The following is a 22,338-nucleotide window of genomic DNA, read 5'->3' as shown; positions in this document are numbered from 1 at the left end:
TGAACCCGGCTCGGTGGCCAGTCAGAACGACTTATAGGTAGTGCCTCTGCAGCGCGCATGTCCGGGCGGCGGCCGGTCAGTCGAATGAGCCCGGCAGTCCCGGGGCGCCCGGGTGACATCCCTGCCTTCAGGCGGAAACGGCAGAGATGCCATTTCCGCCGCTTGCTAATTATTCAGCTGTTGGCGAACGCGTTGCGTTTTTCGAGTGGGTGGCGCCGATCTGCGAGTAGCCACCGCCGGCCACGTTATCGAGCTCAGCTTCTACGATGTCGCTCAGCGACTCGATATCGACTGCATTGACGTCTTTGTTCTCTTCTTTCGAGTCTTTGATTTCTTTGTTCAGATTGGACATCTTGAATCTCCATAAGTAAAAAAAACAGGCCGCGGCCCGACGTAATTCCCGTCACAGAATGCGATGGGAAGATTGCTCATGCAAAGCATGTCACCACCTGGGAACCGCCCGCATCGCGACGCTGCCCGCGAAGGCAAACGGGCGCTGTTCAGCCGGCATCCCATCCTGATGGCGCAAGCAACGTGCGTCGCTTGCGCCGGCAGACTTGTTATTCAGCTTCCATCGATACTGCATTTTTCGAGTGCGTCGCACCGATCTGCGAATAGCCGCCACCGGCGACGTTGTCCAACTCCGCTTCCACGATGTCGCTCAACGACTCGATGTCAACGGCGGTCACTTCTTGATTGCTTTCTTTCGAGCTGTCGATTTCTTTGTTCAGATTGGACATCTTGTATCTCCATGTGGTGAAAAAAAGGCCGAAGCCCGGCGCAGACCCGGCGCGTAATGCGACGGGACTATTACTCAATACTGAGCAATTCGAAATAAGGAGTTAGGGTGTCGCCGCGCCGGATGGTGTCGACTGGCCGCGGCCGCGCTTGGCGTGATTTCTTTTTTTACACAAACTGGACATCTTGCTCTCCATTGCGGTGAAAAAAATAGGCCGGAGCCCAACACACTTGCATCGCAGGACGCGATGAAGGTAGTGCTTGAAACGAAAGCGGTGCGACTCCAGGACACTCGGCACTGATGAGAGCTGCGCACGTTTTCCCTAGAAGGCAAGGCCGTGCGATTGCGCTCAATGCTCGAGCAATTCCAGGTGGGGGAAGGATTACAGTGTCAGCGCGACGGCGTAGATCGATCGGCGGGAGCCGCTGTTGGCGCGAATTCTTTTTTTACACAAACTGGACATCTTCATCTCCATTGCGGTGAAAAAAACAGGCCCGAGCCTGACGCCACTCCCGTGCCCGATGGACCGAGATTGCGGCTGAACGCTCAATTCGACAACGCATGCCCGAGGCGTGAGGCCCGCGCTATTGCGTTGCTATCTACTCATGTGAATGAAACTTTAACATTGGTACTTACATAAATCAAGAAGGTTAAATAGAAATTTTTTTCATTTAACAACGCGATTTCTGCCAGTAAAAATGTCAAGATTACCTTCCAGGCAGCATTGCTACTCTGCGAAATATTAGGCTGAAAAATCTTATGATGCAAGCATTTTATTTATATAACATTTCCGCGTACACCAATGGAATTCGGGTCGCAGTTGTGGTATGGACACGCCCCTCATGCGCGGGCACCCGACAACATGGCGGCGACGCTTATGCGACGGCGCTTTGCGCAAGCGTGACGATGAAGCTGCTGCCCTTGCCCGCTTCCGACGTGATGGTCAGCACACCGCCATGGCGCAGCAGCACATGCTTGACGATCGCCAGCCCCAGCCCGGTGCCCTGCGTCTCGCGCGAGCGACTCTTGTCGACCCGGTAAAAGCGCTCGGTCAAGCGGGCGATGTGCACCTGTTCGATGCCGATGCCGGTGTCCGAAGCGATGAACTGCGGCCCCTCCGCCGAATTTCTCCAGGTCAGATGAATGCGCCCGCCCGCCCCCGTGTAGCGCACTGCGTTCGAGGCCAGGTTGCCAAAGGCGCTGCGCAACTCCTCGGCGCTGCCCTTGATGTCGGGCCCCTCGACGCTGAATGTGACGTCATGCTTGCCGGCCGACAGCGCCCGCGCTTCGTCGGCGACGTCGTCCATCATCTGCTGCATGTTCACCCGCTCAGGGCGCAGCGGATAGTCGACCGATTCCAGGCGCGAGAGCGTGAGCATGTCTTCGATCAGGCGCTGCATGCGCCGGCCTTGTTCGGTCATCAGCTTCAGGTGCGAGGCGCGCGTGGGCGCGTCCAGATCCGGTTCGAGGGAAGCGATTTCCAGAAAGCCAACGATCACGGTTAGCGGCGTGCGCAGTTCGTGCGAGGCGTTGGCGATGAAGTCGCGCCGCATTTCCTCGATGCGCTGGGTTTCGGTGGCGTCGTGCGTGACCAGGATCTGGCGCCGGTTTTCAAACGGGATGATCTGGCAAATCAGCTTGCGGTCGCGCAGCGCCAGCGTCAGCGGCTGCTCGTAGCGGCCGAGGATGATGTAGTCGATAAAGGCGGGATGGCGGATCAGGTTTGTCACGCGCATGCCCTTGTCCTTTTCCAGCGTCAAGCCGAGGTGGCGCTCGGCGGCCGGGTTGCACCATTCCAAAAATAGCACGTCGTCCATGATCGCCACGCCGTCGGGCAGCAGGTGCATGGCCTGGCGAAAGCGCGCCAGCCATTCGGTCAACTCGGACTGGTTGCGTTCATCGTCGCGGCGCAGGCGGTACAGGCGCGAGAAGATGTTGGTCCACGAGCCCCAGCCGTCAGGCAGCGTGGCACTGTGCGGGTGGTCGAGCCATTCGCCGAGCTGGTTCAGGTAGTTGAGCTGGGTGACCAGCATCACGAACATGGCGACCAAGGCCAGGCCCAGGCCCCAGGCCGCGCCGAACAGCCAGCCCGCCACGGCGGCGCCGAGCAGGGTAAAGGCCAGGCGCAGCAGTGCGGGGATCCAGAAGGTGAGTTTGGGGTTCATGGGGGCTTAAGTAAAATCATCCGCCATATCGTCCTCGCGAAGGCGGGGACCCATAGAACATTTGCTCAGAGCAACCGTTCTATGGGTCCCCGCATTCGCGAGGACGATGTGAGGGCGCTATTTTTGGGACAGCATGTAGCCCACACTGCGCACGGTGCGGATCAAGCCTTCGGCTTCTTTCAACGCCTTGCGCAAGCGTAGCACGTGGACGTCGACGGTGCGCTCCTCGATCACGGCATGGTCGCCCCACACTTTGTCGAGCAACTGGCTGCGCGAGAACACGCGTTCCGGGTGCGCCAGCAAAAACTTGAGCAGCTTGTATTCGGCATGCCCGATATCGATCTTGCAGTCTTCGATAAACACGGTGCAGCTGACCGGATCGAGCTTGACGGCGCCGGCGCTCAGCGGCGCTTCGGCATGCTCCGGACTCTTGCGCCGCAACAGCGCCTTCGAGCGGGCCAGCAGTTCGCGCGGCGAAAACGGCTTGGTGACGTAGTCGTCAGCGCCCGTGTTCAAGCCGGCGATCTTGTCCTCTTCCATGCTCTTGGCGGTCAGCATGATCACGGGAATGGCTTCGAAATTGCGGTCGGCGCGAATCCGCGCCAGCAAGCGCAGGCCGGTCTGGTCGGGCAGCATCCAGTCCAGCAACACCAGGTGCGGCGCCTTGTGCAAAATAAATTCCCAAGCGTCGGCCACGTTTTGCACCGAGCACACATTCCAGCCCGTTTCGCGCAGCGAGAAGGTCACCAGTTCGATAATGGCAGGCTCGTCTTCGACGATCAGGACGGTAGTTTTTTCAAGCGCCATCGTACTCAAGCCGCCGGTTGGTCTGGAACGGGCGCGGCCAGCTTGGTATGCCGAATATCCTTGCCTTCAACGACGTAGATGACGTATTCGGCGATGTTCTTGGCATGGTCGCCGATCCGCTCGATGGCCTTGGCCACCCACAGCGTGTCGAGCGCCGACGAAATGGTGCGCGGGTCTTCCATCATGAAGGTGATCAGGGTGCGCATGATAGACTTAAATTCGTAGTCCACCACGGCGTCCTGCGCGATCAGTTGCAAGGCTTGCTTGCCGTCCAGCCGCGCAAAGGCGTCCAGCGCATCGTGCAGCATGTCGGACGTGGAGGTAGCGATCGCGCGCACCATTTCATAGTGATTCAAGCCGGGCACGCCGCGCGAGTGCAAGCTCTTGGCCGTGCGCGCGATTTTCGACGCTTCGTCGCCGATGCGTTCAAGGTCGGTCAGCACCTTGACGGTGGCCATCACGGTGCGCAAGTCGTTCGCGGTCGGCTGGCGGCGCACAATCAGGTGGCTGCAAGCATCGTCGAGGGCCACTTCGAGCTGGTTGACTTCGTCGTCGTCGGCAATCACCTGGTCGGCGCGCTCTGCATTGCCGATGCGAAAACAGGTCATGGCCTCAAGGAACTGGCGCTCGACGATGCCGCCCATCAGCAATACCTTGGAGCGGATGGTTTCTAGTTCGTGGTCGTACTGTTTGGATGAATGCTCGCCAATCATGCTGCTCTCCGTATTATTTTGTAGTCAATCAGCCGAATCGGCCGGTGATGTAATCCTGGGTTTCCTTGCGCGCCGGGTTCATGAAGATCTGGTCGGTCTCGCCGAATTCAACCAGTTCACCCAGGTACATATAGGCCGTGTAGTCGGAGCAGCGCGCCGCCTGCTGCATGTTGTGGGTGACGATGGCGATCGTGTAATCCTGCTTCAGTTCGCTGATCAGTTCTTCCACCTTGGCCGTCGAGATCGGGTCCAGCGCCGACGTCGGTTCGTCGAGCAGCAGCACGTCCGGCTTGACGGCAACGCCGCGCGCAATGCACAGGCGCTGCTGCTGGCCGCCCGACAATGACAGGCCGCTCTTGGTCAGCTTGTCCTTGACCTCGCCCCACAGGGCGGCTTTTTTCAGCGCCCATTCGACGCGCTCGTCCATTTCGCCCTTCGACATGTTCTCATACAGGCGCACGCCAAAGGCGATGTTATCGTAAATCGACATGGGAAACGGGGTCGGCTTCTGGAACACCATGCCGACCTTGGCGCGCAGCATGTTCACGTCCTGGCTGGCGTCGAGGATATTCTTGCCGCGGTAAATGATAGAACCCTCGGCGCGCTGGCCGGGATACAAGTCGTACATGCGGTTGAGCGTGCGCAGCAGGGTCGACTTGCCGCAGCCGGACGGTCCGATGAAAGCGGTTACCTGCTTGTCGTGGATGTCCAGGTTGACGTTGGTCAGGCTCTGCGTTTTACCGTAGAAGAAATTCAGGTTCGAGATCTCGATCGTCTTGCTCTTTGGCGACTCGGTAGGGATCGGTTTTGGCATTGGGCTCATGGCAATTTTCATCGGATTAATGCGGGGTTTTCTGGCTGAACATCGTGCGCGCCAGAATATTTAGCAGCAGCACGCTGAAGGTCAGCAGCAAGGCGCCGGCCCAGGCCAGTGCGCGCCAGTCGTCGTACGGGCTCATCGCAAACTGCAGAATCACGACCGGCAGGTTGGCGATCGGTGCGTTCATGTCGGCGCTCATGAACTGGTTGTTCAGCGCCGTGTACAGCAGGGGCGCCGTTTCGCCGGTGATGCGCGCCACGGCCAGCAACACACCGGTGATGACGCCGGCGCGCACCGCCTTCAGGCGCACCAAGGTTGCCACTTTCCAGCGCGGCGCGCCCAGCGCAAAGGCGGCTTCAAGCAGGCTGTTGGGCACCAGGCGCAGCATATTGTCGGTGGTGCGCACCACCACGGGCACGGCGATCAGCGAGAGCGCGATCGAACCGGCGTAGCCCGAATAGTGCTTGGCCACGTCGACATACATGGCCCACACGAACATGCCCAGCACGATGGACGGCGCCGACAGCATGATGTCGGTAACGAAGCGGGTGACCTGGGCGAAGCGGTTTTCCTCGCCGTATTCGGCCAGGTAGACGCCGGCCAGCACGCCGATCGGGGTGCTGATGAACGTCGACAGGCCGACGATCATCAAGCTGCCAAAAATGGCGTTGCGGATGCCGCCTTCGGAACCGGGCGCCGGCGTGTCCTTCAGGAACAGGTCGAGCGACAAGGCGCCAAAGCCTTTGATCAGCAGCGTCGAGAGAATCCACAGCAGGAAAAACAAGCCCACCAGCATCGCACCGACCGACAAGGCGATGCCGATGCGGTGGCGCAGCAGGCGCTTCCGATAGACGGGATTGACAACAGCTTGCTTCATTTCACGCCTTCCTTGCGGGCCATCGCGGCCAACATCAGTTTGGCCGCCGACAACACGGTAAAGGTAATGATGAACATGATCAGGCCGAGCGCGAACAGCGAGGCCACGTGCATCGGGGACTGCGCTTCGGCAAATTCGTTGGCCAGCGTCGAGGAAATGCTGTTACCTGCCGAAAAGAGCGACCACGACAGCTTGTTGGCATTGCCGATGACAAACGTCACCGCCATCGTTTCACCCAGCGCGCGGCCCAGGCCCAGCATGACGCCGCCGACCACGCCGGTCTTGGTGTATGGCATGACGATCTTGCGCACCACTTCCCAGCGCGTGCAGCCCAGGCCGTACGCCGATTCTTTCAGTACCGCAGGCACGATCTCGAACACGTCGCGCATGACCGAGGCGATAAACGGAATGATCATGATCGCCAGGATCAGGCCGGCGGTGAGGATGCCGATGCCCATCATGGGGCCGGTGAACAACTGGCCGATGATGGGCAGCGGGCCGAAAGTCGATTTCAACACTGGCTGGACATACTCGGCAAACAGCGGCGCGAACACGAACAGGCCCCACATGCCGTAGATGATGGAGGGCACGCCGGCCAGCAGTTCAACGGCCGTGCCCAGCGGACGGCGCAGCCAGACGGGGCAGATTTCGGTGAGGAACAGGGCAATGCCAAAGCTGATCGGGAAGGCGACGATGAGGGCGATAAAGGCGGTGGCCAGGGTGCCGACGATGGCAATTGCCGCGCCGAACTGGTCATTGACGGGGTCCCACTCGACGGTGGTGAGGAAACCGAAGCCGAATTCTTTGAAAGCGGGCGCTGCGCCAATGAACAGGGAAACGATGATCCCGAGCAGGACGATCAAGACCGAAGCGGCGAACAGCAGCGTAATTTTGTGAAACAAGAAATCCTGGAGGCGCTGGTTGCGCATCGTCTTGTGCATGGCGGCTTGCTCGGCGACGAACTCGGCTGAGCGCGGCGCGGGCTTGGCCAAATCCATGGGGACGCTTAAGTTGGAACTAGTCATATTCATTTCATCGATGTCCGAACGTCAAACAAACCACCACATCGTCCTCGCGTACGCGGGGACCCATGGAACACTTGCTCGTAGAAAGAATATTTTTCAACGGACTTTAGGTTCCATGGGTCCGCGCTTTCGCGAGGACGATGTGGTGGCTGAAGCGATTTTTCTTGCGTGATTACCAGATTGCCTTGCCCGAAGCATCTTTCAAATTTGCTTTCCATGCCTCAACTACCAACTTGGTGACCGAATCAGGCAGCGGTACATAGTCCAGCTCGGCAGCAGCAGCGTCGCCGTTCTTGAACGAGTAATCAAAAAACTTCAACACTTCCTTGCCCTTGGCGGCGTCAACTTGCGCCTTGTACATCAGGATGTACGACACACCCGTGATCGGCCAGCTGGCCTTGCCTGCCTGGTCGGTCAGCACAATGCCGAAACCTGGCGTCTTGGCCCAGTCAGCCGATGCGGCGGCCGCTTTGAAAGCGTCGTCGTCAGGCTGCAGGAAGCTGCCATCCTTGTTTTTCAGCTGTGTGTGTGCAATTTTGTTCTTCTTGGCAAACGCCCACTCGACGTAACCGATCGAACCCTTCATGCTTTTCACGTTGGCGGCGACGCCTTCGTTGCCCTTGCCGCCTACGCCAACCGCCCATTTCACAGCTGCATCGGCGCCGATCTTGGTCTTGAATTCTGGGCTGACTTTTGACAGATAGTCGGTGAACAGGAAGGTGGTGCCCGAACCGTCGGCGCGGTGCACAACGGTGATTTCATCGGCCGGCAACTTCATGCCCGGGTTCAGTGCGGCGATCTGGGGATCGTTCCACTTGGTGATCTTGCCCATGTAGATGTCGGCGACAACCGGACCGGTCAGCTTCATGGCGCCAGGCGCGATGCCGTCCAGGTTGATGACGGTCACGACGCCGCCCATGATGGCAGGAAACTGCATCAGGCCCGCTTCGTTCAGTTCTTCTGCCTTCAAAGGCTTGTCGGACGCGCCGAAGTCGACCGTTTTGGCCTTAATCTGCTTGATGCCGGCGCCGGAACCGACGGACTGATAGTTCAAGCCGTTGCCGGTTGCCTTCTTGTAGTTCTCCGCCCATTTGGCATAGATAGGGTACGGGAAAGTCGCACCGGCGCCGGTCATGTCGGCGGCAATAGCGGAGGACAGCGCTGCAAAAGCGGATGTGCCAACAATGATGGATGCTACCAACTGTTTCAAACGCATATCAAATCCTTGGGTTGGGGTTGATGACCAAACAATACTGCTTCGGCCGATGCTGCGCAGTCTAGCCGGTGATTGTGACACGATTATGACACGCAAAAAATACATGCAAATCATAAATTTCCCGGGCATGGTACCCTTCATTGACGCATTCATTACCGTGGGCTCATGTCACGGGTCACGGTCCTGTCATATTCATAAATTACACTAAGGTGGGCAAAATTACCGGTAAATTTAAAGAGATGACAACAAAAGCGCCACTTGAAGTAGCGAAAAGCGCCGTATTCCTGGACCGCGAATTGTCGCAACTAACATTCAACCGCCGCGTGCTCGCGCAGGCCGAAGATAATTCGATACCGTTATTGGAGCGTCTTCGCTATTTGTGTATCGTATCAAACAACCTCGATGAATTTTTCGAAGTGCGCGTGGCCAGCCTGCTCGCCCAGGGCAATCTGGCTGAAAATCCCATTCTTGCGGCCAATCTGGCGCGCATCAGTGGCGAATGCCACTTGCTGGTCAAGCAGCAATATGCCGTACTGAACAACGAAGTGTTGCCCGAACTGCAGGCCCAGGGCGTGCACCTGGTGCGCCACAGCGACCGCAACGAAGCGCAGCGCGCCTGGGTCAAGGATTATTTCGAGCGCGAAGTGCGCCCGCTACTGACCCCGATCGGACTCGACCCGGCCCATCCGTTCCCGCAGGTCGTGAATAAAAGTCTCAACTTCATCATTTCGCTCAGCGGCAAGGATGCGTTCGGCCGCGGCAGTGCGATTGCCATCGTCAAGGCGCCGCGCGTGCTGCCGCGCGTCATTCGCCTGCCCGACAACCTGTCCAAGAACAGCGGCGCCTCGTTCTGCCTGCTATCGTCGATCATCCACTCGCATATAGAAGACTTGTTTGCAGGCCGTGACGTGGTGGCCTACTCCCAGTTCCGCGTCACCCGCGACAGCGACCTGTGGGTTGACGAAGATGAGGTCAAGAACTTGCGCCAGGCCCTCAAGGGCGAGCTGCAGGGACGCCAGTTCGGCACGTCGGTGCGCCTGGAAGTGGCCAAGAACTGCCCGCCGGAGCTGTCGCAGTTCCTGCTCGACCAGTTTGCGCTCGACCCCAGCCGCCTGTACGCGGTCGACGGGCCGGTCAACCTGGTGCGCTTGCAAGAGCTGGTCGGGCTGGTCGATCTGCCAGGCTTGAAGTTTGCACCGTTCGTGCCCGGCATGCCGGCCAAGACGGTGAATAGCGATATTTTCGAGCAGTTGCGCAAGCACGATATGCTGCTGCACCACCCTTTCCAGTCGTTCCAGCCGGTGGTCGACTTCATCCAGGCAGCGGCCGTCGACCCGCAAGTGGTGGCCATCAAGCAGACCATTTACCGCACCGGCATGCATTCCGAACTGATGGAAGCGTTGATGACGGCCGCCCGCATGGGCAAGGAAGTGACGGTGATTCTGGAACTGATGGCGCGCTTTGACGAAGAAGCGAACATCAACTGGGCCGACAAGCTCGAGCAGGCGGGCGCGCAAGTCGTTTATGGCGTGGTCGGCCTCAAGACGCACGCCAAAGTGGCGCTGGTGATCCGGCGCGAGGAAGCGGGACTGCGGTTTTACGCCCACCTGGGTACCGGCAACTACCACCTGACCACCACCCGTTTTTACACCGATTTCGGCCTCATGACGGCGCACCAGGAAATGTGCAACGAGGTCAACGAAGTCTTCATTCACCTGACCAGCCTGACCAAGCCGCACGCCTTCAAGCACCTGTGGCTGGCGCCGTTCGCGCTGCAAAGCGAGATCATCAAGGCGATCAAAAATGAAGCCAAGTTGGCCAAGGCCGGCAAACCGGGGCGCATCATCGTCAAGGTCAATTCGCTGGTGGACGAGTCGGTGATCCGGGCGCTGTACGCGGCCTCGCACGACGGCGTCAAGATCGATCTGATCGTGCGCGGGGCGTGCACGCTGCGACCGGGCGTGCCTGGCCTGTCCGAAAACATCAAGGTACGCTCGATCATCGGGCGCTTCCTGGAGCACAGCCGGATTTATTATTTCCGCAACGACCTCAAGCATGACGTGTATCTGGCCAGCGCCGACTGGATGAGCCGCAACCTGTTTCGCCGCATCGAAGTGGCGTTCCCGGTGCTTGACAAGGCGCTCAAGAAACGCGTCATCGAAGAAGGTTTGAACCCCTACCTGAAAGACAACTCGAACGCTTGGGAACTGGACCAGAACGGCCAATACCACCGGCGCAAGCCGCGCGGCAAGCAGTTGGTGTACTCGGCGCAGCATCACATGATGGCACTACTGGGAACACCGACATAAATGACAAGGCAGACATGAGGAGCAAGCGCGTGGATCTGATCTTATGGCGGCATGCAGAAGCGTTCGATGCGCAGGAGGGCGAGAGCGACATGCAGCGCGCGCTCACGCCCAAGGGGCAAAAGCAGGCGCGGCGGATGGCCGACTGGCTGACGTCGCAATTGCCCGAAGCTTGCCGCATCCTGGTCAGCCCGGCGCTGCGCACCTTGCAGACGGCCGAGCCGTTGGGGCGCAAGTTCAAGATCATGCCGGAACTCGCGCCCGGCGCGCGGCCCCAGGACGTGCTGCAGGCGGCCAACTGGCCGCATGCGCGCGAGCCGGTGCTGATCGTGGGCCACCAGAACACGCTGGGCCAGGTGGCAGCGCTGTTGCTATCGGGACGGGTGCAGGATTGGGAGATGAAAAAGGCCAACGCCTGGTGGCTGGTGCAGCGCGATCCGCAAGATGCGTCCAGCATGTACCTGAAGGCCGTGATGGCGCCGGATCTGGTAATGAAGGCTTGAATTCTTCCCAAGCAGTGCTACAGTTTAAGGGTATCAACTAAAGAGGGATCGCTGAAGGGCGACCTGGGATCATGCTAAGTGCGCTTATTTTTGCCATGTTGGGAGGAATGGTGGGGCTTGTTGCGTATGAACTTGTTGAGGAAGTACGCGGCGGAAAACACCAGTTGAAAGACCACGATCACGAATAGTGGGTGGCTCTGCGAGGGGCGAACAGAAAACGGCGACCTGAACGGCTCGCCGTTTTTGCATTGAGGGGCCCGCAATAACTGCTACATCGTCCTCGCGCACGAGGCTGTTGCAAAAGGGGTAGGTCGGAAAAGCGAAGCGCATTCCGACGTGCGCGCGTCTCGTCAACGCCTGTCGGAATGCGCTTCGCTTTTCCGACCTACGGTCCACGAAGCCCCTTCTGCAACAGCCTCGTGCGCGAGGACGATGTTGTTTAGGTCTTTGGGTTTCCAACTGTCGGTGGCTCGCAAAAGGTCTTTCAACGCCTTATTCGGGAGAACAAGGTGGGCGGCGCAACTACACATGCAACAACAAATGCTCCCGCTCCCATGGACTGATCACTGTCATGAATTCCAGATGCTCCTGGTCCTTGATGGCCGCATACACATCAATAAAGCGCTCGCCCAGCACCGTGCGCAGCTTGTCTTCGGCGCGCAGCTGGCGCAGCGCTTCGGGCAGCCCTTGCGGCAATTCAAAATCGCGCCCCTGCCCGCTACCCATCAGCGGCGCCGCCGGGTCGATCTGTTCCGTCATGCCCAGGTAACCGCAGGCCAGCGTCACCGCAAACGCAAGGTAGGGATTGGCGTCTGCCCCAATCACGCGGTTTTCAATATGCCGCTCTTGCGGCGCCGCCTCGGGCACGCGAAAACCCACCGTCCGGTTGTCATGCCCCCATTGCACGTTGATGGGCGCAGTCGTATTGCGCACCAGGCGCCGGTAGGAATTGACATACGGCGCCACCAGCGCCATGGCCGACGGCATATAGCGCTGCAAGCCGCCAATAAAATAATGGAAATAGCGCGACGGCGAGCCATCCGGATTGCTGAACAAATTACGCTCGCCCGCAACATCGTGCACGCTCTGGTGCAAATGCATGGCCGAGCCCGGCTCGTCGGCCAGCGGCTTGGCCATGAAGGTGGCGTACATATCATGCTTGAGCGCCGCTTCGCGCAGCATGCGCTTGAAAAAAAACAGTTTGTCGGCCATCGCCAGCGGTTCGCCGGTGAGAAAATCCATGCCGATCTGCCCTGCCCCGATCTCGTGAATCAAGGTGTCGACATCCAACTGCATCAGGTCGCAATAATCGTAAATATCCTCGAACAGGGGATCGAATTCATTGACGGCATCGATGCTGTAGATCTGGCGGCTGGTTTCGGCCCGACCACTGCGCCCGACGGGCGATTTGAGCTGCTGGTCCGGGTCCGGGTTGCGCGCGGTAAGGTAAAACTCCACTTCGGGCCGGATCGCCGGCGCCCAGCCACGGGCCGCATACAGCTTGAGCACGCGCCGCAGCACGCTGCGCGGCGCAAAGTCGACCAGCGTGCCGTCGGCAAAATAGCAATCGTGAATCACTTGCGCGGCCGGCTCCACCGCCCACGGCACCATGGTGATGGTGGCCGGATCGGCCTTGAGTACCATGTCGCGGTCGGTGACGGAAATGGCGCGAAAATAAGCGGCGTCGGTAGCGGGATAGTTACCCGTCACGGTCATGCCGAGCACGGCTTCGGGAATGCGCATGTCCCGCTCGTCGGTAAATTTTGCGCGCGGCATGATCTTGCCGCGCGCCACGCCGGTCAGGTCGGGCACCAGGCATTCGATTTCGGTGACCTGGCGCTCGTTGAGCCACCGGTCCATGTCGGCGTAGGTAAAGTCTTTCCGGCGAGCCATCCGCACCTCCGCGAAGCTTTGGTATTTACATCAACTTTATCAGATTTTTTCAGCGCCTGCGCGCCACGCGCCCAGCAGCCTGTCGCCATGCTGAGCGCTAAAAAATACCTCCTTAGAAGGAGGTACAAAAGGCTAATGCCCATGAAATCTGCGGCGGCTCATTTTCGTGTTGCTCTTCGACGCCAGTCCGGTACGCCCGATCGACCAGCCGGCAGCCACGGCCTGCGCGGCCGCCGCGCGCCGCGGTATGTCCGCTTACTGCTCGACGAGCGGCCTCGAACGCGTCAATAGACGATATCGGCACGGCGGTTTTTGGCCCAGGTGGCCTCGCCGGCTCCGGTTGCCACCGGTTTGTTCTCGCCCAGCGAGACCGCTTCCATCTGGCTCTCGGCAACGCCCAACGCGGCCAGCGACTTGCGCACCGCCTCAGCCCGTTTTTGCCCGAGTGCCACATTGAATTCGGTGCCGCCGCGCTCATCGGTGTTGCCTTGAATGATGATGCGCCGCCCACTATTCTTGCCGAGATAGCTGGCGTGGTTCCCCACCACGGCGCGACCGTCGGGACGCACCAGGTAGCTGTCGTAGTCGAAATACACGCTGCGTTGCGCAAGTGCGCCCTGCGGATCGTTCAGCGGGTCGGTCGAGCCGGTTTGCACCGACAGCACATCGCGCGCGCTGGCGCCTGGTACGGCGGCCGTTGCCGCAATCGGCCGGTCGGCCACGGCCGTCTCGCTCAACTTTACCGGCGTACTGCAAGCGGCCAGCGCAGCGGCCGCGAGCAGGCATACGACGTTTCTTGTTCCAATCATTTATCGCTCCCCATAGTGCAATTCTTGTGCCCATGTTGCCGGGCCCGTCAGCGCCTGACTGTTCAGGTATCGTACAGTGAGACACTTAGCAAAAGCTTAGCAAAAGCTTAGCAAAAGCTTAGCAAGCGGGTTCAGGGCTGCCTTGCTTGTCGATTACTGACCAGCCAGGAACGGACTTGATTGGCGTCGCGCGCGCGCGAAAATTTGCCGTGCGCATCCAGAAACACCATGATCACGGCCCGCCCTTTCACCACAGCATGCAGCACCATGCAGCGCCCCGCTTCCGAAATATAGCCCGTCTTTTGCATCCCGATATCCCAGCCGGCGCTGGCAATCAGGCGGTTTGAATTGCGGTATACCGTGCGCGCGCGTCCTTGCGCAATGGTATGGTCGGGATCGGTTGAATACGCGCGGATCAAGGCTTGCTGCTGCGCTGCCAGTACCAGCCGGGCCAGGTCCGCGGGCGTAGCCACGTTTGCGCTTGACAAGCCAGTGGGCTCAACAAAACGGGAATCGCGCATTCCCAGCGCGCGCGCCTTGGCATTCATTGCCATGACCAAGCGCGCGCTGCCGCCCGGATAATGGCGACCAAGCGCCGACGCCGCACGGTTCTCCGAACTCATCAGGGCAATATGCAGCATTGCCGCGCGCGTCAGGCGCGTTCCAATGCGCAAGCGCGAGGATGAATACTTCAGCCTGTCGACGTCGGCGTCGGTAACGGTCAGCAGCTCGCCCATCGCCTGCCCCGCTTCAATCACGACCAGCGCGGTCATCAGTTTCGTGACGGAGGCAATCGGCATGACCATCTGGGCGTTTTTCTGATACAGCACCTGGCGCGTAATGGGGTCGAGTATCAATATGGCGCTGGAGCGCAGCGCCGTCATCGTGGGCGCGCGGGAGCGATGGGCGCGCGCGCGTTTTGTCCGCTTGAGCTTGACATCGCCGGTGGCGCCTCGGGTGAGCGCTTCAGCCGCCGCTGGCGCGCCGCGCGCCGCCGCTGGCGTGGCCAAAGCGGCCAGCGCAAGCGCTGCTGCAATGAGGAGACTTGGGAAAGGTAGTTTCATCGTTTTTCTGCTTGCCTTAATTTCATGCTGTGGGCGGCCGGCTCGGGCAAGTAAAGCGGCCGTCAGCGCGCTTGCTTGAACGTCACCAGGACGCGCAAGCCCGTTTGCGGCGGGCGCGAGTCGGACAGTTCAATGGTCGCTGCGACACTGTCGGCCACGGTGCGCGTGATGGCCAGCCCGAGTCCGGATCCGATTTCGCCATTGCCCAGTACCCGGTAAAACGCGTCGAACACGCGCTCGCGTTCTTGCGGCGCGATGCCCGGCCCGGTATCGTCGACCTGCAGGGTGACGAGGCCGTCCCCGCTGCGCACCGTGATATCCACGCGGCCGCCGTCGGGCGTGTAGCGCACCGCGTTGTCGCACAGATTTTTGACCAGCACTTTCAGGTCGACGAAGCGGGCGTGCACGTGGCCGTCCGCGGCGCCAATCACACCCAGGTCGATATGTTTGGCTTGTGCAATCGGGACCAGGTCCTCCAGCACTTCCCGAATCACGTGCTGCAACGAAATAACGCTGCCTGGATCGCTGCGCGACTCCTGGGTCCTGGCCAGGGTCAGCAACTGGTCGAGCAGGATGCGCGTGCGCTGCAGGCCCGCACTCAGGGCCTCGAGCCGGATGCGGGCCTCGCCCGGCATGTCCGCCGCGCTCAAGCGTTCCGCTTGCAGCGACATCGCCGTCAGCGGCGAGCGAAGCTCATGTGCGGCGTCGGCGATAAACCTGCGCTGCACGGCCAGCGAACCGGCCACTCTCAGTAGCAGCGCGTTAATTGCCACCACAAATGGCCACACTTCCGATGGCAAGTTGGTGTGATGTAAAGGTCCCAGGTCGGCGTCGGTGCGCCTGCCCAATTCGTCGGCCAGCGTTTTTAGCGGCTTGAACATCTGACGCAACAGCACGCCCACCAGCAACACCAGGGCGGGAACCAGGATCAAAATCGGTGTCAACGTGCGCAGGGCGCTGGCGCGCGCCGCCGCGTTGCGCACCGAGGTTTGCTGGCCCACCGCAACGCGGACGCCCTCGTCGCTGGTTTTGACAAAAACGCGCCATTGCTCGCGCCCGACGAATACCGTCTGCAGGCCGTCGCTGAGCAGGCTCGAAAACACGGGCGGACGCGGCGCCGTGGCGGCAGGCAAGCCCTGGTTCGTGCGCAGGAAGCGCACCACCACCCGCGCATCGAAATCGACGTCGCCGGCCCGCTCGCGCGCCAGCGGCGACGAGGGCACGGCGTCAAGCTGGCTGATCAGGTGCCCGGTCTGGCGCAACTGTTGGTCCTGCATCCGGTGCGCTTCATCGGTGGCCAGAACGAAGGAGATCACACCGGCGACTGCGGCGATAGTGACGATCACCAGCGTGAGCCAGAGCGACAGCCGGAACCGCAGCGAGGCCGCTACTGGCCCTTGGAAACCATCCATCCCACTCCTCGCACGTTCTTGATGATCTCGGCGCCCAGTTTCTTGCGCAAAGCATGAATCAGGAACTCGACAGCGTTGCTTTCGACTTCCTCGTTCCAGCCATACAGGCGGTGTTCCAGCTCCGAGCGCGACAGGATCGCGCCGGGACGCAGCATCAGCGCCTGCAGCAGCGAAAACTCGCGTGCAGTCAGGCGCACCTCGGCGCCATTGACGCTGGCCTGATGGGTTGCCGGATCCAGCGTGACGACGCCGTTGGACAGGGTCGGCCCAATCGCGCTTTCCTTGCGGCGCGTGAGTGCACGCATTCGTGCCAGCAATTCGCTCATGGCGAAAGGCTTGACCAGGTAATCATCGGCGCCGCCGTCGAGCCCGGCCACGCGGTCATCGGTCGCGTCGCGCGCCGTGAGCACCAGGACCGGCACGGCGTTCTTGGCGTGACGGATTGCGCGCAGCACTTCCATGCCATCCTTCTTGGGCAAGCCCAGGTCCAGCAAAACCAGCGCGTAAGACAGCGCCGCGATGCTGGTCAATGCTGCCTGGCCGTCGCATACCCAGTCGACTGCATAGCTCGCGTCGCGCAATTCCTGTTGCACCACATTGCCGATCATCAGATCGTCCTCGACCAGCAGCACCCTCATGTGCGCGCTCCCGCTGCCGGTGCAAGCACGCCGGGCTGGCGATGCTCGAACATTTCGCTCGCCACCCGCGACAGGTCGTTCATCCCGGAGCCGGCGTCGATGTGCGAGCGTAGCCAGCGCGCCTGACCGCCGTCTTGCATCAGTGCTTCGATCATGCGGCAGGCCTGGCCAAATCCCGGGTCGGTGCTGCGCCGCGCGAGCCGTTCCAGGTCAGCGAGCACGACTGTTCTTACCGGCAGCGCGAGTCCGGTGCATGGATTGATCCAGCTCGCCTCGACACCATCCTTGGCCGCGTTGAAGCGATTCCAGGCATACAACTCGGGCGAATCGTTCAGTGGCCATCGTCCTTCGGCTTCGGCCATTTCAACGCACAGTTCGCGCGCATAACAGGCCAGCGCGGCCGCGTAGGCCGGGTGCAGGGGCGTGTCGAGCACGCGCAGTTCGATCGTGCCGTATTCCGGCTTGGGCCGTACATCCCAGTAAAAATCCTTGATGCTGTTGACAATGCCATGCGCGGCCAGGCGCGCGAAATGCCCTTCGAAATCGCGCCAGGTCCGGATGTGGGCAGGCAGGATACCGCTCATGGGAAAGGCGCCTACAACGTTGCTGCGCGCACTGCAAAACCCGGAATCCTCACCTTGCCAGCAAGGCGAATTGGCCGACAGTGCGATGAACAGCGCAGCGCGCTGCGTGAGCCAGGCACAGATCCGGATGGCGTCGTCGGCGTCGGGGATCCCGATGTGCACATGCATGCCAAAGACGGTAAACATCTTGGCCAGGTAGCCGTATTTCTTGGCCGACTCGCGGTAGCGCTCTTTGGGATAGATGCGCTGCTCATTCCATTTCTGGAACGGGTGCGCCCCGCCGCCGGAGATGGCAGCGCCGACCTGGAATGCCGCGCGCTGGACGCTGGAACGAATCTCCTCAATCTCGGCGGCGGCGCCGTCGTAGCCGCTCAGGATCGACGTGGCAACCTCGAGCATGGAGGTGGTGATCTCCGGTGTGGCGACCCATTTTTTACTCTGCATGTCGAGCAGGCGCAAGATATCGGGCGCGGCGGGCATCAAATCGTAGGTCAGCCGGTCGAGCACCATCAATTCAAGTTCGATACCCATCGTGCCGAGCTGCGACGCCATGAACGGCGGAAGATAGGCCGGTCCGGTGCCGGAAACGGCAAGTGCCTGCGCAGCGTCGAAACGCGCTTGTTCGGCGGTGGCGTCAGCCATGTTCATCTCCTTGGTGCGTCTCGTCGGCGAGTTTGAGGCCCCACCAGGTCAGCCCCGGCCCGACCAGTACGTTCAGCGCCAGCAGCGCGGCCATCACGCTCGCGGCCGCGTCGCTCATGTATGAGGCGCCGCTCATTGAATTATCCACCACCAGCGACCCGAAACCGACCAGCGAGCACAGCGACAGCGCAATCGCGTGCTTTTTGTTGCCGCTCCAGGCACCGCTGGGCATCAAGGCAAGGCGGGTCAGCCCGATACGCGAGGCAAACACCAGGAGCGCTGCCATCAGTGGCATCCATTGAAACAGATGCTGCACTTGCACCAGGGCGGCGGACATCATGAACAGCAGCGCGTACCCGATATCCTGCGCAGTCTTCACTTGCGCCTGGAACACATTCTCGCGCGTCTCCGCATTGCGCAACAGCAGTCCCATCAACAGCAAGGACAACAGCGCGCTCGAGGATGTTACCGAACACAGTCCAAGATCCATCATGAGGGCGGCAAGCAATATTGCCGGGCGCGCGCTGGCTTGGGCCTTCGAAATGCGCGTCGCCATCGCGTACAGACCATAACAGACAACGGCAATGCCTGCACCCAGCGCGAGCTTGCTCCCTTGACGCAATAGCTCACCGGAAAAACCGAATTCGGCATTGATGTTGTGGCTGCGCATCCACGCCAGCGACACGGACAGGGCCAGCAGTGCCACGAGATTGCTGATGCCGACCGTATTGGCTGCGGCATAGGTCGCCACGCCACTGGCATTCGCGTCCGAGACCATCGATGTAAACACGACCGGATTGACTGCGATGAGGATGGCGGAAATGAAGGCCGCTTCCCCCCAGCCAAGGCCAAAGGCAAGCAGGATCGCCCATGCGCCCAGGCCGCGCAGCACGCAGCCGAGCACCAGCACGGCGCCCTCACGGCCGCTGCGCCACAGCCACGCCAGGTCCATCTTGCGCCCGACTTCGAACAATACCAGGGCCGAAGCGGCATTGAAGAGCTCTTGGAATTGCATCAGCAGCGCCGCGTCTACCATGCCCAGCCCGCTTACGCCGAGGATCAGGCCGGCGATCACGGCGCCGTACAGCTTGGGCAAGCCGCGCGACTGCATCAGCACGCCGATCACTTGGGAAAGTAGCAGGCCGGCGCCGACGACGGCGAGCGGCGAGAGCATCCATAGGGGGAGACCGGCGAACTCGTCACTCATACGCGATTGCCCAGCGCGACGCCAGTCCCCTCAGTTCGCCTTGCACCACCTGCGCGGCGCGCCCGATGGCTTGCTGATCGGGTTGCCCCCCTGCAGCGACCGGGAGTGCCGTCGTGATGCGCAGGCGCACCAAAGGGCCATCGCCCTTGGTCGGAATCCAGAGCTGTCCTTTCAGGGTCGCGTGCTCGCGCCAGATGGCAAAGAATTTGGCGCCGCCGCGTGCGTGCGCCGCCGCCGGCAGCAAGGTAAAAGCGGTCAGCCAGCTTGCTTTCGGATAGCGCCGCGCAAGCTGCAGCTGCATGGCTGCACGCTGCTCGAGTCGGCTGTCGTCGACGGCATAGGGCAGCTGCATGATTTGCTGACCGAGGCCGGCGCCATCCACACTCAGGCACAGAGCGTCGGTCTGCCAGCGCCAGCCGTTGCTGCCGATTTCGCCAACGCGGGTGCCCAGATTGGCCTCCAGAACGGCGCGCAGCATGCGTGCTTCGGCTGGGCCCTGTTCCGCCTCCCCTGGAGCGCGCAATTGATGCGCGCGCGCGGCCAGCAGCTTCCAGCGGCTCTCCTGCCAGCGCCGGGTGGCGGCGCGCGGCGATGGATGCCAGCGCCACTCCGTGATGTTCCACGTGCTGTCTGGCATGCGCTGCAAGATGACGATGCGTTTTTTCAGGCCGCGCTCGTCGACGATGCTGTGACTGGCCCAGCTTGTGCGCCAGGCCGCCTGCCCGCCCATCACAGGGGTGGACGTCGCCCGCGCCCACGTCCACCATTGGGCCTGGGTGCTCACGCAGGCCCCCTGTATGGGCCCGTCCACCCCGCCCCATCGGCGCATGCGCAAGCGATTTTGCCAAGTGCATTGGGCAACGCCCCCGACCCCAGCGGTGCGCGGCGGGTCGCTGTCCTCCTGTTCGAGGCAAGTCCAGGGGCGTTGCTGAGCCAGCATTTTAAACTCAAGGGCGACATCGTCCGCCTGCGCCGCAAGCTGGCGCGGCGCCGCGCGCGACGGCGCTGCAACGAGCAGGGTCAAAGTGCATACGCAGCCCAATGCTAGAACTGTGCCCACGGCACGAAGTTGTTGAAACACTGTACTGGTCTCCTGCAGCATGAAGTGCATGGCATCCAGAAAGCGGCGCCGTCCCGATAAGTGTAGCGGGGCACACTTAGCGAATACTTAGTGAAATGCATCTCTTCTCGCAGCGTGCGATGCTGATTGGCTGCGAACGATGGCGGCACCGGTTGAGTGCAGCGACCCAGCGAGCTGTTTTATAATGCAAACGGGGGCGCACACAACCGTGTGACGCAGGAACACCGTCGGTCGGGCCGCCACGCGGTATTCGTTCGCCCCCATGCATTCTATTGGCACCGACCCGCTTGTACCCATGAATGTTGACAGTGGCGCCAGCGCCAACCCGCCTTCACCGCAGCCACCAAGGAAATGTGGTGTTTCTCCGTGTTTCTCCGTGTCCGAGCGCTTGCGCTTGCGGATGGCGTGCACACCACCGCGCCGTTTCAATCTAAATTTTTAGTGGAGACTCGTTATGACCGACATTAATCTCATTGCTGCAATCCTGTTTGCCTTGGCCTTGGTCCACACGTTCGCCACCAAGCGTTTCGAACGTTTGGCCGACCGGCATCCCCGTCATGCCGGCCTGTTTCACTTCTTCGCGGAAGTTGAAGTGGTATTTGGCCTGTGGGCGCTGGTGCTGATCGTCGCCATGGCGATCGTCTCCGGGGGAGAGCAGGCGATCGGGTATGCCGAAAGCAGAACGTACACGGAGCCGCTGTTTGTGTTCGTGATCATGGTCGTGGCCGCCTCCAAACCCGTGCTCGAGTCCATCCGCGCGCTCATCGCCGCTCTGGCGCGCATGACGCCGCTGCGCACGGCCTTGATGCGGGTGTGGCTGTGCCTGGCGCTGGTGCCGTTGATCGGTTCGCTTATTACGGAACCGGCCGCAATGACGCTGGCCGCGCTGATGCTCGGACCGCAGATATTTCGCCAGGATCAGGGCATGCCCGAGTGGCTCAAGTATGGCGCGCTCGGGGTGCTTTTCGTCAACGTGTCCATCGGCGGTACGCTCACGTCCTTTGCCGCGCCGCCGGTGCTCATGGTCGCCTCGACGTGGTCGTGGGACAGCGCCTTCATGGCCACAAGCTTTGGATGGAAGTGCGCCATCGCAGTGGTAATCAATGCTACCGTCATCTGCTATGTCATGCGCCGCCACATCCTTGACGAGCACGACGCGCCGGCACCCGACCGCATCCCGGTGTGGGTCAGCGCGATCCATCTGGCCTTCCTGGCGTGCGTGGTCGCTTTCGCGCACCACCCCGTCATTTTCATCGGACTGTTCATGTTCTTCATCGGCTTTAGCAAAGCATACGAGCAGTATCAGAACCCGCTGATTTTAAAGGAGGGCTTGCTTGTTGGTTTTTTCCTGGCGGGACTGGTGGTGCTGGGGGGCATGCAGCAATGGTGGTTGCAGCCGATTGTTTCAAGCCTTGAACCGACCGCGCTGTTCTTCGGGGCCACGGCGCTTACCGCGATCACCGACAACGCTGCCCTTACCTATCTTGGTTCGCTGATCGAGGGCATGAGTGATCAGGCCAAGTATATGCTGGTCGCCGGCGCCGTCGCCGGGGGCGGGTTGACGGTGATCGCCAACGCGCCCAATCCGGCCGGCGTGGCGCTGTTGCGCGAGGGGTTTAATGATGAGTCGATCGGTGTTGGCGGTTTGCTGCTCGGTGCATTGGCGCCAACGGCAGTGGCCATGCTCGCGCTGTTTTTCCTGTAGCACGACGCTGCAGTTCACTTGCCGGAATGTTTCAAACATTGCCGCTGCGGGTCACCGATGGCAATCCGTGCCCCCGTGCAAATTGCAGGCTAGTGTCCTCAGTGGGAAGTTCCTTGCTGATACATGTTCCGA

General features: G+C 60.9%; 20 protein-coding genes. 3 read left to right on the top strand and 17 right to left on the bottom strand.

Annotation, left to right across the window (positions count from 1 at the left end):
• Positions 1–169 precede the first annotated feature (169 nt).
• The 9 genes from ACP7D4_RS17860 to pstS form a co-directional block, all read right to left on the bottom strand.
• Positions 170–352 (bottom strand): hypothetical protein, encoded by a 183-nt coding sequence (locus ACP7D4_RS17860; RefSeq protein ID WP_426106434.1) that lies wholly within the window; start codon positions 350–352, stop codon positions 170–172.
• A gap of 208 nt (positions 353–560) precedes the next feature.
• Positions 561–740 carry a hypothetical protein gene (locus ACP7D4_RS17855; protein ID WP_426106435.1) on the bottom strand — a complete coding sequence of 60 codons (180 nt, stop codon included), beginning with the start codon at positions 738–740 and terminating at the stop codon, positions 561–563.
• A gap of 874 nt (positions 741–1,614) precedes the next feature.
• The gene (gene phoR / locus ACP7D4_RS17850) at positions 1,615–2,904 is read right to left on the bottom strand and encodes a phosphate regulon sensor histidine kinase PhoR (protein WP_426106436.1); all 1,290 of its coding nucleotides are present in this window, start codon (positions 2,902–2,904) and stop codon (positions 1,615–1,617) included.
• 117 nt (positions 2,905–3,021) lie between these two features.
• Positions 3,022–3,711 carry a response regulator gene (locus tag ACP7D4_RS17845; protein WP_426106437.1) on the bottom strand — a complete coding sequence of 230 codons (690 nt, stop codon included), beginning with the start codon at positions 3,709–3,711 and terminating at the stop codon, positions 3,022–3,024.
• Between the two features lie 5 nt (positions 3,712–3,716).
• Complete coding sequence (gene phoU, locus ACP7D4_RS17840; RefSeq protein WP_426210440.1) at positions 3,717–4,424, bottom strand: phosphate signaling complex protein PhoU; 708 nt, start codon at positions 4,422–4,424, stop codon at positions 3,717–3,719.
• A gap of 28 nt (positions 4,425–4,452) precedes the next feature.
• Positions 4,453–5,238: a phosphate ABC transporter ATP-binding protein PstB gene (gene pstB / locus ACP7D4_RS17835; protein WP_426210438.1), complete on the bottom strand. Its 786-nt coding sequence runs from the start codon at positions 5,236–5,238 to the stop codon at positions 4,453–4,455.
• Positions 5,239–5,263: 25 nt separating this feature from the next.
• Positions 5,264–6,121 (bottom strand): phosphate ABC transporter permease PstA, encoded by an 858-nt coding sequence (gene pstA / locus ACP7D4_RS17830; protein ID WP_426106440.1) that lies wholly within the window; start codon positions 6,119–6,121, stop codon positions 5,264–5,266.
• Positions 6,118–7,119 (bottom strand): phosphate ABC transporter permease subunit PstC, encoded by a 1,002-nt coding sequence (gene pstC, locus ACP7D4_RS17825; RefSeq protein WP_426106518.1) that lies wholly within the window; start codon positions 7,117–7,119, stop codon positions 6,118–6,120. Before pstC ends, pstA begins: the two co-directional genes overlap by 4 nt.
• Positions 7,120–7,318: 199 nt before the next feature.
• Complete coding sequence (gene pstS / locus ACP7D4_RS17820; RefSeq protein ID WP_426106520.1) at positions 7,319–8,362, bottom strand: phosphate ABC transporter substrate-binding protein PstS; 1,044 nt, start codon at positions 8,360–8,362, stop codon at positions 7,319–7,321.
• Between the two features lie 239 nt (positions 8,363–8,601).
• On the opposite strand from pstS, the gene ppk1 reads away from it, so the two are divergent.
• Positions 8,602–10,671 (top strand): polyphosphate kinase 1, encoded by a 2,070-nt coding sequence (gene ppk1 / locus ACP7D4_RS17815; protein WP_426210436.1) that lies wholly within the window; start codon positions 8,602–8,604, stop codon positions 10,669–10,671.
• A 29-nt stretch (positions 10,672–10,700) separates the two neighbouring features.
• Positions 10,701–11,171, top strand: a complete 471-nt coding sequence (locus ACP7D4_RS17810) for a SixA phosphatase family protein (RefSeq protein ID WP_426106444.1) — start codon at positions 10,701–10,703, stop codon at positions 11,169–11,171.
• A 522-nt stretch (positions 11,172–11,693) separates the two neighbouring features.
• Here the strand turns inward: ACP7D4_RS17810 and ACP7D4_RS17805 are convergent.
• The 8 genes from ACP7D4_RS17805 to ACP7D4_RS17770 form a co-directional block, all read right to left on the bottom strand.
• Positions 11,694–13,064: a glutamine synthetase family protein gene (locus tag ACP7D4_RS17805; RefSeq protein WP_426210434.1), complete on the bottom strand. Its 1,371-nt coding sequence runs from the start codon at positions 13,062–13,064 to the stop codon at positions 11,694–11,696.
• 284 nt (positions 13,065–13,348) lie between these two features.
• Positions 13,349–13,873: a peptidoglycan-associated lipoprotein Pal gene (pal, locus tag ACP7D4_RS17800; RefSeq protein WP_426106448.1), complete on the bottom strand. Its 525-nt coding sequence runs from the start codon at positions 13,871–13,873 to the stop codon at positions 13,349–13,351.
• 131 nt (positions 13,874–14,004) lie between these two features.
• The gene (locus ACP7D4_RS17795; protein WP_426106450.1) at positions 14,005–14,937 is read right to left on the bottom strand and encodes a serine hydrolase; all 933 of its coding nucleotides are present in this window, start codon (positions 14,935–14,937) and stop codon (positions 14,005–14,007) included.
• 62 nt (positions 14,938–14,999) lie between these two features.
• Positions 15,000–16,349 (bottom strand): ATP-binding protein, encoded by a 1,350-nt coding sequence (locus ACP7D4_RS17790; protein WP_426106452.1) that lies wholly within the window; start codon positions 16,347–16,349, stop codon positions 15,000–15,002.
• Complete coding sequence (locus tag ACP7D4_RS17785; RefSeq protein ID WP_426106454.1) at positions 16,325–16,987, bottom strand: response regulator; 663 nt, start codon at positions 16,985–16,987, stop codon at positions 16,325–16,327. The genes ACP7D4_RS17790 and ACP7D4_RS17785 overlap by 25 nt, the downstream gene beginning before the upstream one ends.
• The gene (locus tag ACP7D4_RS17780) at positions 16,984–18,213 is read right to left on the bottom strand and encodes a YbdK family carboxylate-amine ligase (RefSeq protein WP_426210432.1); all 1,230 of its coding nucleotides are present in this window, start codon (positions 18,211–18,213) and stop codon (positions 16,984–16,986) included. Before ACP7D4_RS17780 ends, ACP7D4_RS17785 begins: the two co-directional genes overlap by 4 nt.
• Positions 18,206–19,420, bottom strand: coding sequence for a cation:proton antiporter (locus tag ACP7D4_RS17775; RefSeq protein ID WP_426106458.1), 1,215 nt, complete (start codon positions 19,418–19,420; stop codon positions 18,206–18,208). Before ACP7D4_RS17775 ends, ACP7D4_RS17780 begins: the two co-directional genes overlap by 8 nt.
• Positions 19,413–20,204: a hypothetical protein gene (locus tag ACP7D4_RS17770; RefSeq protein ID WP_426106460.1), complete on the bottom strand. Its 792-nt coding sequence runs from the start codon at positions 20,202–20,204 to the stop codon at positions 19,413–19,415. The genes ACP7D4_RS17775 and ACP7D4_RS17770 overlap by 8 nt, the downstream gene beginning before the upstream one ends.
• Positions 20,205–20,955: 751 nt before the next feature.
• Here ACP7D4_RS17770 and ACP7D4_RS17765 point away from each other — a divergent pair.
• Positions 20,956–22,206 carry a putative Na+/H+ antiporter gene (locus tag ACP7D4_RS17765; protein WP_426210430.1) on the top strand — a complete coding sequence of 417 codons (1,251 nt, stop codon included), beginning with the start codon at positions 20,956–20,958 and terminating at the stop codon, positions 22,204–22,206.
• Positions 22,207–22,338 lie beyond the last annotated feature (132 nt).

The sequence above is a fragment of the Massilia sp. TWP1-3-3 genome, assembly GCF_049897805.1.
Taxonomy (GTDB): Bacteria; Pseudomonadota; Gammaproteobacteria; order Burkholderiales; family Burkholderiaceae_D; genus Telluria_A.
This window is presented reverse-complemented; position numbering and strand designations above follow the sequence as displayed.

What these genes read in the sequence shown, in the direction of transcription:
- ACP7D4_RS17795 (WP_426106450.1), bottom strand. Translation starts at nt 14,937, where the DNA reads ATGAAACTACCTTTCCCAAGTCTCCTCATTGCAGCAGCGCTTGCGCTG.
- ACP7D4_RS17790 (WP_426106452.1), bottom strand. Translation starts at nt 16,349, where the DNA reads ATGGATGGTTTCCAAGGGCCAGTAGCGGCCTCGCTGCGGTTCCGGCTG.
- pstB (WP_426210438.1), bottom strand. Translation starts at nt 5,238, where the DNA reads ATGCCAAAACCGATCCCTACCGAGTCGCCAAAGAGCAAGACGATCGAG.
- pal (WP_426106448.1), bottom strand. Translation starts at nt 13,873, where the DNA reads ATGATTGGAACAAGAAACGTCGTATGCCTGCTCGCGGCCGCTGCGCTG.
- ACP7D4_RS17780 (WP_426210432.1), bottom strand. Translation starts at nt 18,213, where the DNA reads ATGGCTGACGCCACCGCCGAACAAGCGCGTTTCGACGCTGCGCAGGCA.
- ppk1 (WP_426210436.1), top strand. Translation starts at nt 8,602, where the DNA reads ATGACAACAAAAGCGCCACTTGAAGTAGCGAAAAGCGCCGTATTCCTG.
- ACP7D4_RS17785 (WP_426106454.1), bottom strand. Translation starts at nt 16,987, where the DNA reads ATGAGGGTGCTGCTGGTCGAGGACGATCTGATGATCGGCAATGTGGTG.
- ACP7D4_RS17855 (WP_426106435.1), bottom strand. Translation starts at nt 740, where the DNA reads ATGTCCAATCTGAACAAAGAAATCGACAGCTCGAAAGAAAGCAATCAA.
- ACP7D4_RS17845 (WP_426106437.1), bottom strand. Translation starts at nt 3,711, where the DNA reads ATGGCGCTTGAAAAAACTACCGTCCTGATCGTCGAAGACGAGCCTGCC.
- pstS (WP_426106520.1), bottom strand. Translation starts at nt 8,362, where the DNA reads ATGCGTTTGAAACAGTTGGTAGCATCCATCATTGTTGGCACATCCGCT.
- ACP7D4_RS17860 (WP_426106434.1), bottom strand. Translation starts at nt 352, where the DNA reads ATGTCCAATCTGAACAAAGAAATCAAAGACTCGAAAGAAGAGAACAAA.
- phoU (WP_426210440.1), bottom strand. Translation starts at nt 4,424, where the DNA reads ATGATTGGCGAGCATTCATCCAAACAGTACGACCACGAACTAGAAACC.
- ACP7D4_RS17765 (WP_426210430.1), top strand. Translation starts at nt 20,956, where the DNA reads ATGACCGACATTAATCTCATTGCTGCAATCCTGTTTGCCTTGGCCTTG.
- pstA (WP_426106440.1), bottom strand. Translation starts at nt 6,121, where the DNA reads ATGAAGCAAGCTGTTGTCAATCCCGTCTATCGGAAGCGCCTGCTGCGC.
- ACP7D4_RS17775 (WP_426106458.1), bottom strand. Translation starts at nt 19,420, where the DNA reads ATGAGTGACGAGTTCGCCGGTCTCCCCCTATGGATGCTCTCGCCGCTC.
- pstC (WP_426106518.1), bottom strand. Translation starts at nt 7,119, where the DNA reads ATGGATTTGGCCAAGCCCGCGCCGCGCTCAGCCGAGTTCGTCGCCGAG.
- phoR (WP_426106436.1), bottom strand. Translation starts at nt 2,904, where the DNA reads ATGAACCCCAAACTCACCTTCTGGATCCCCGCACTGCTGCGCCTGGCC.
- ACP7D4_RS17805 (WP_426210434.1), bottom strand. Translation starts at nt 13,064, where the DNA reads ATGGCTCGCCGGAAAGACTTTACCTACGCCGACATGGACCGGTGGCTC.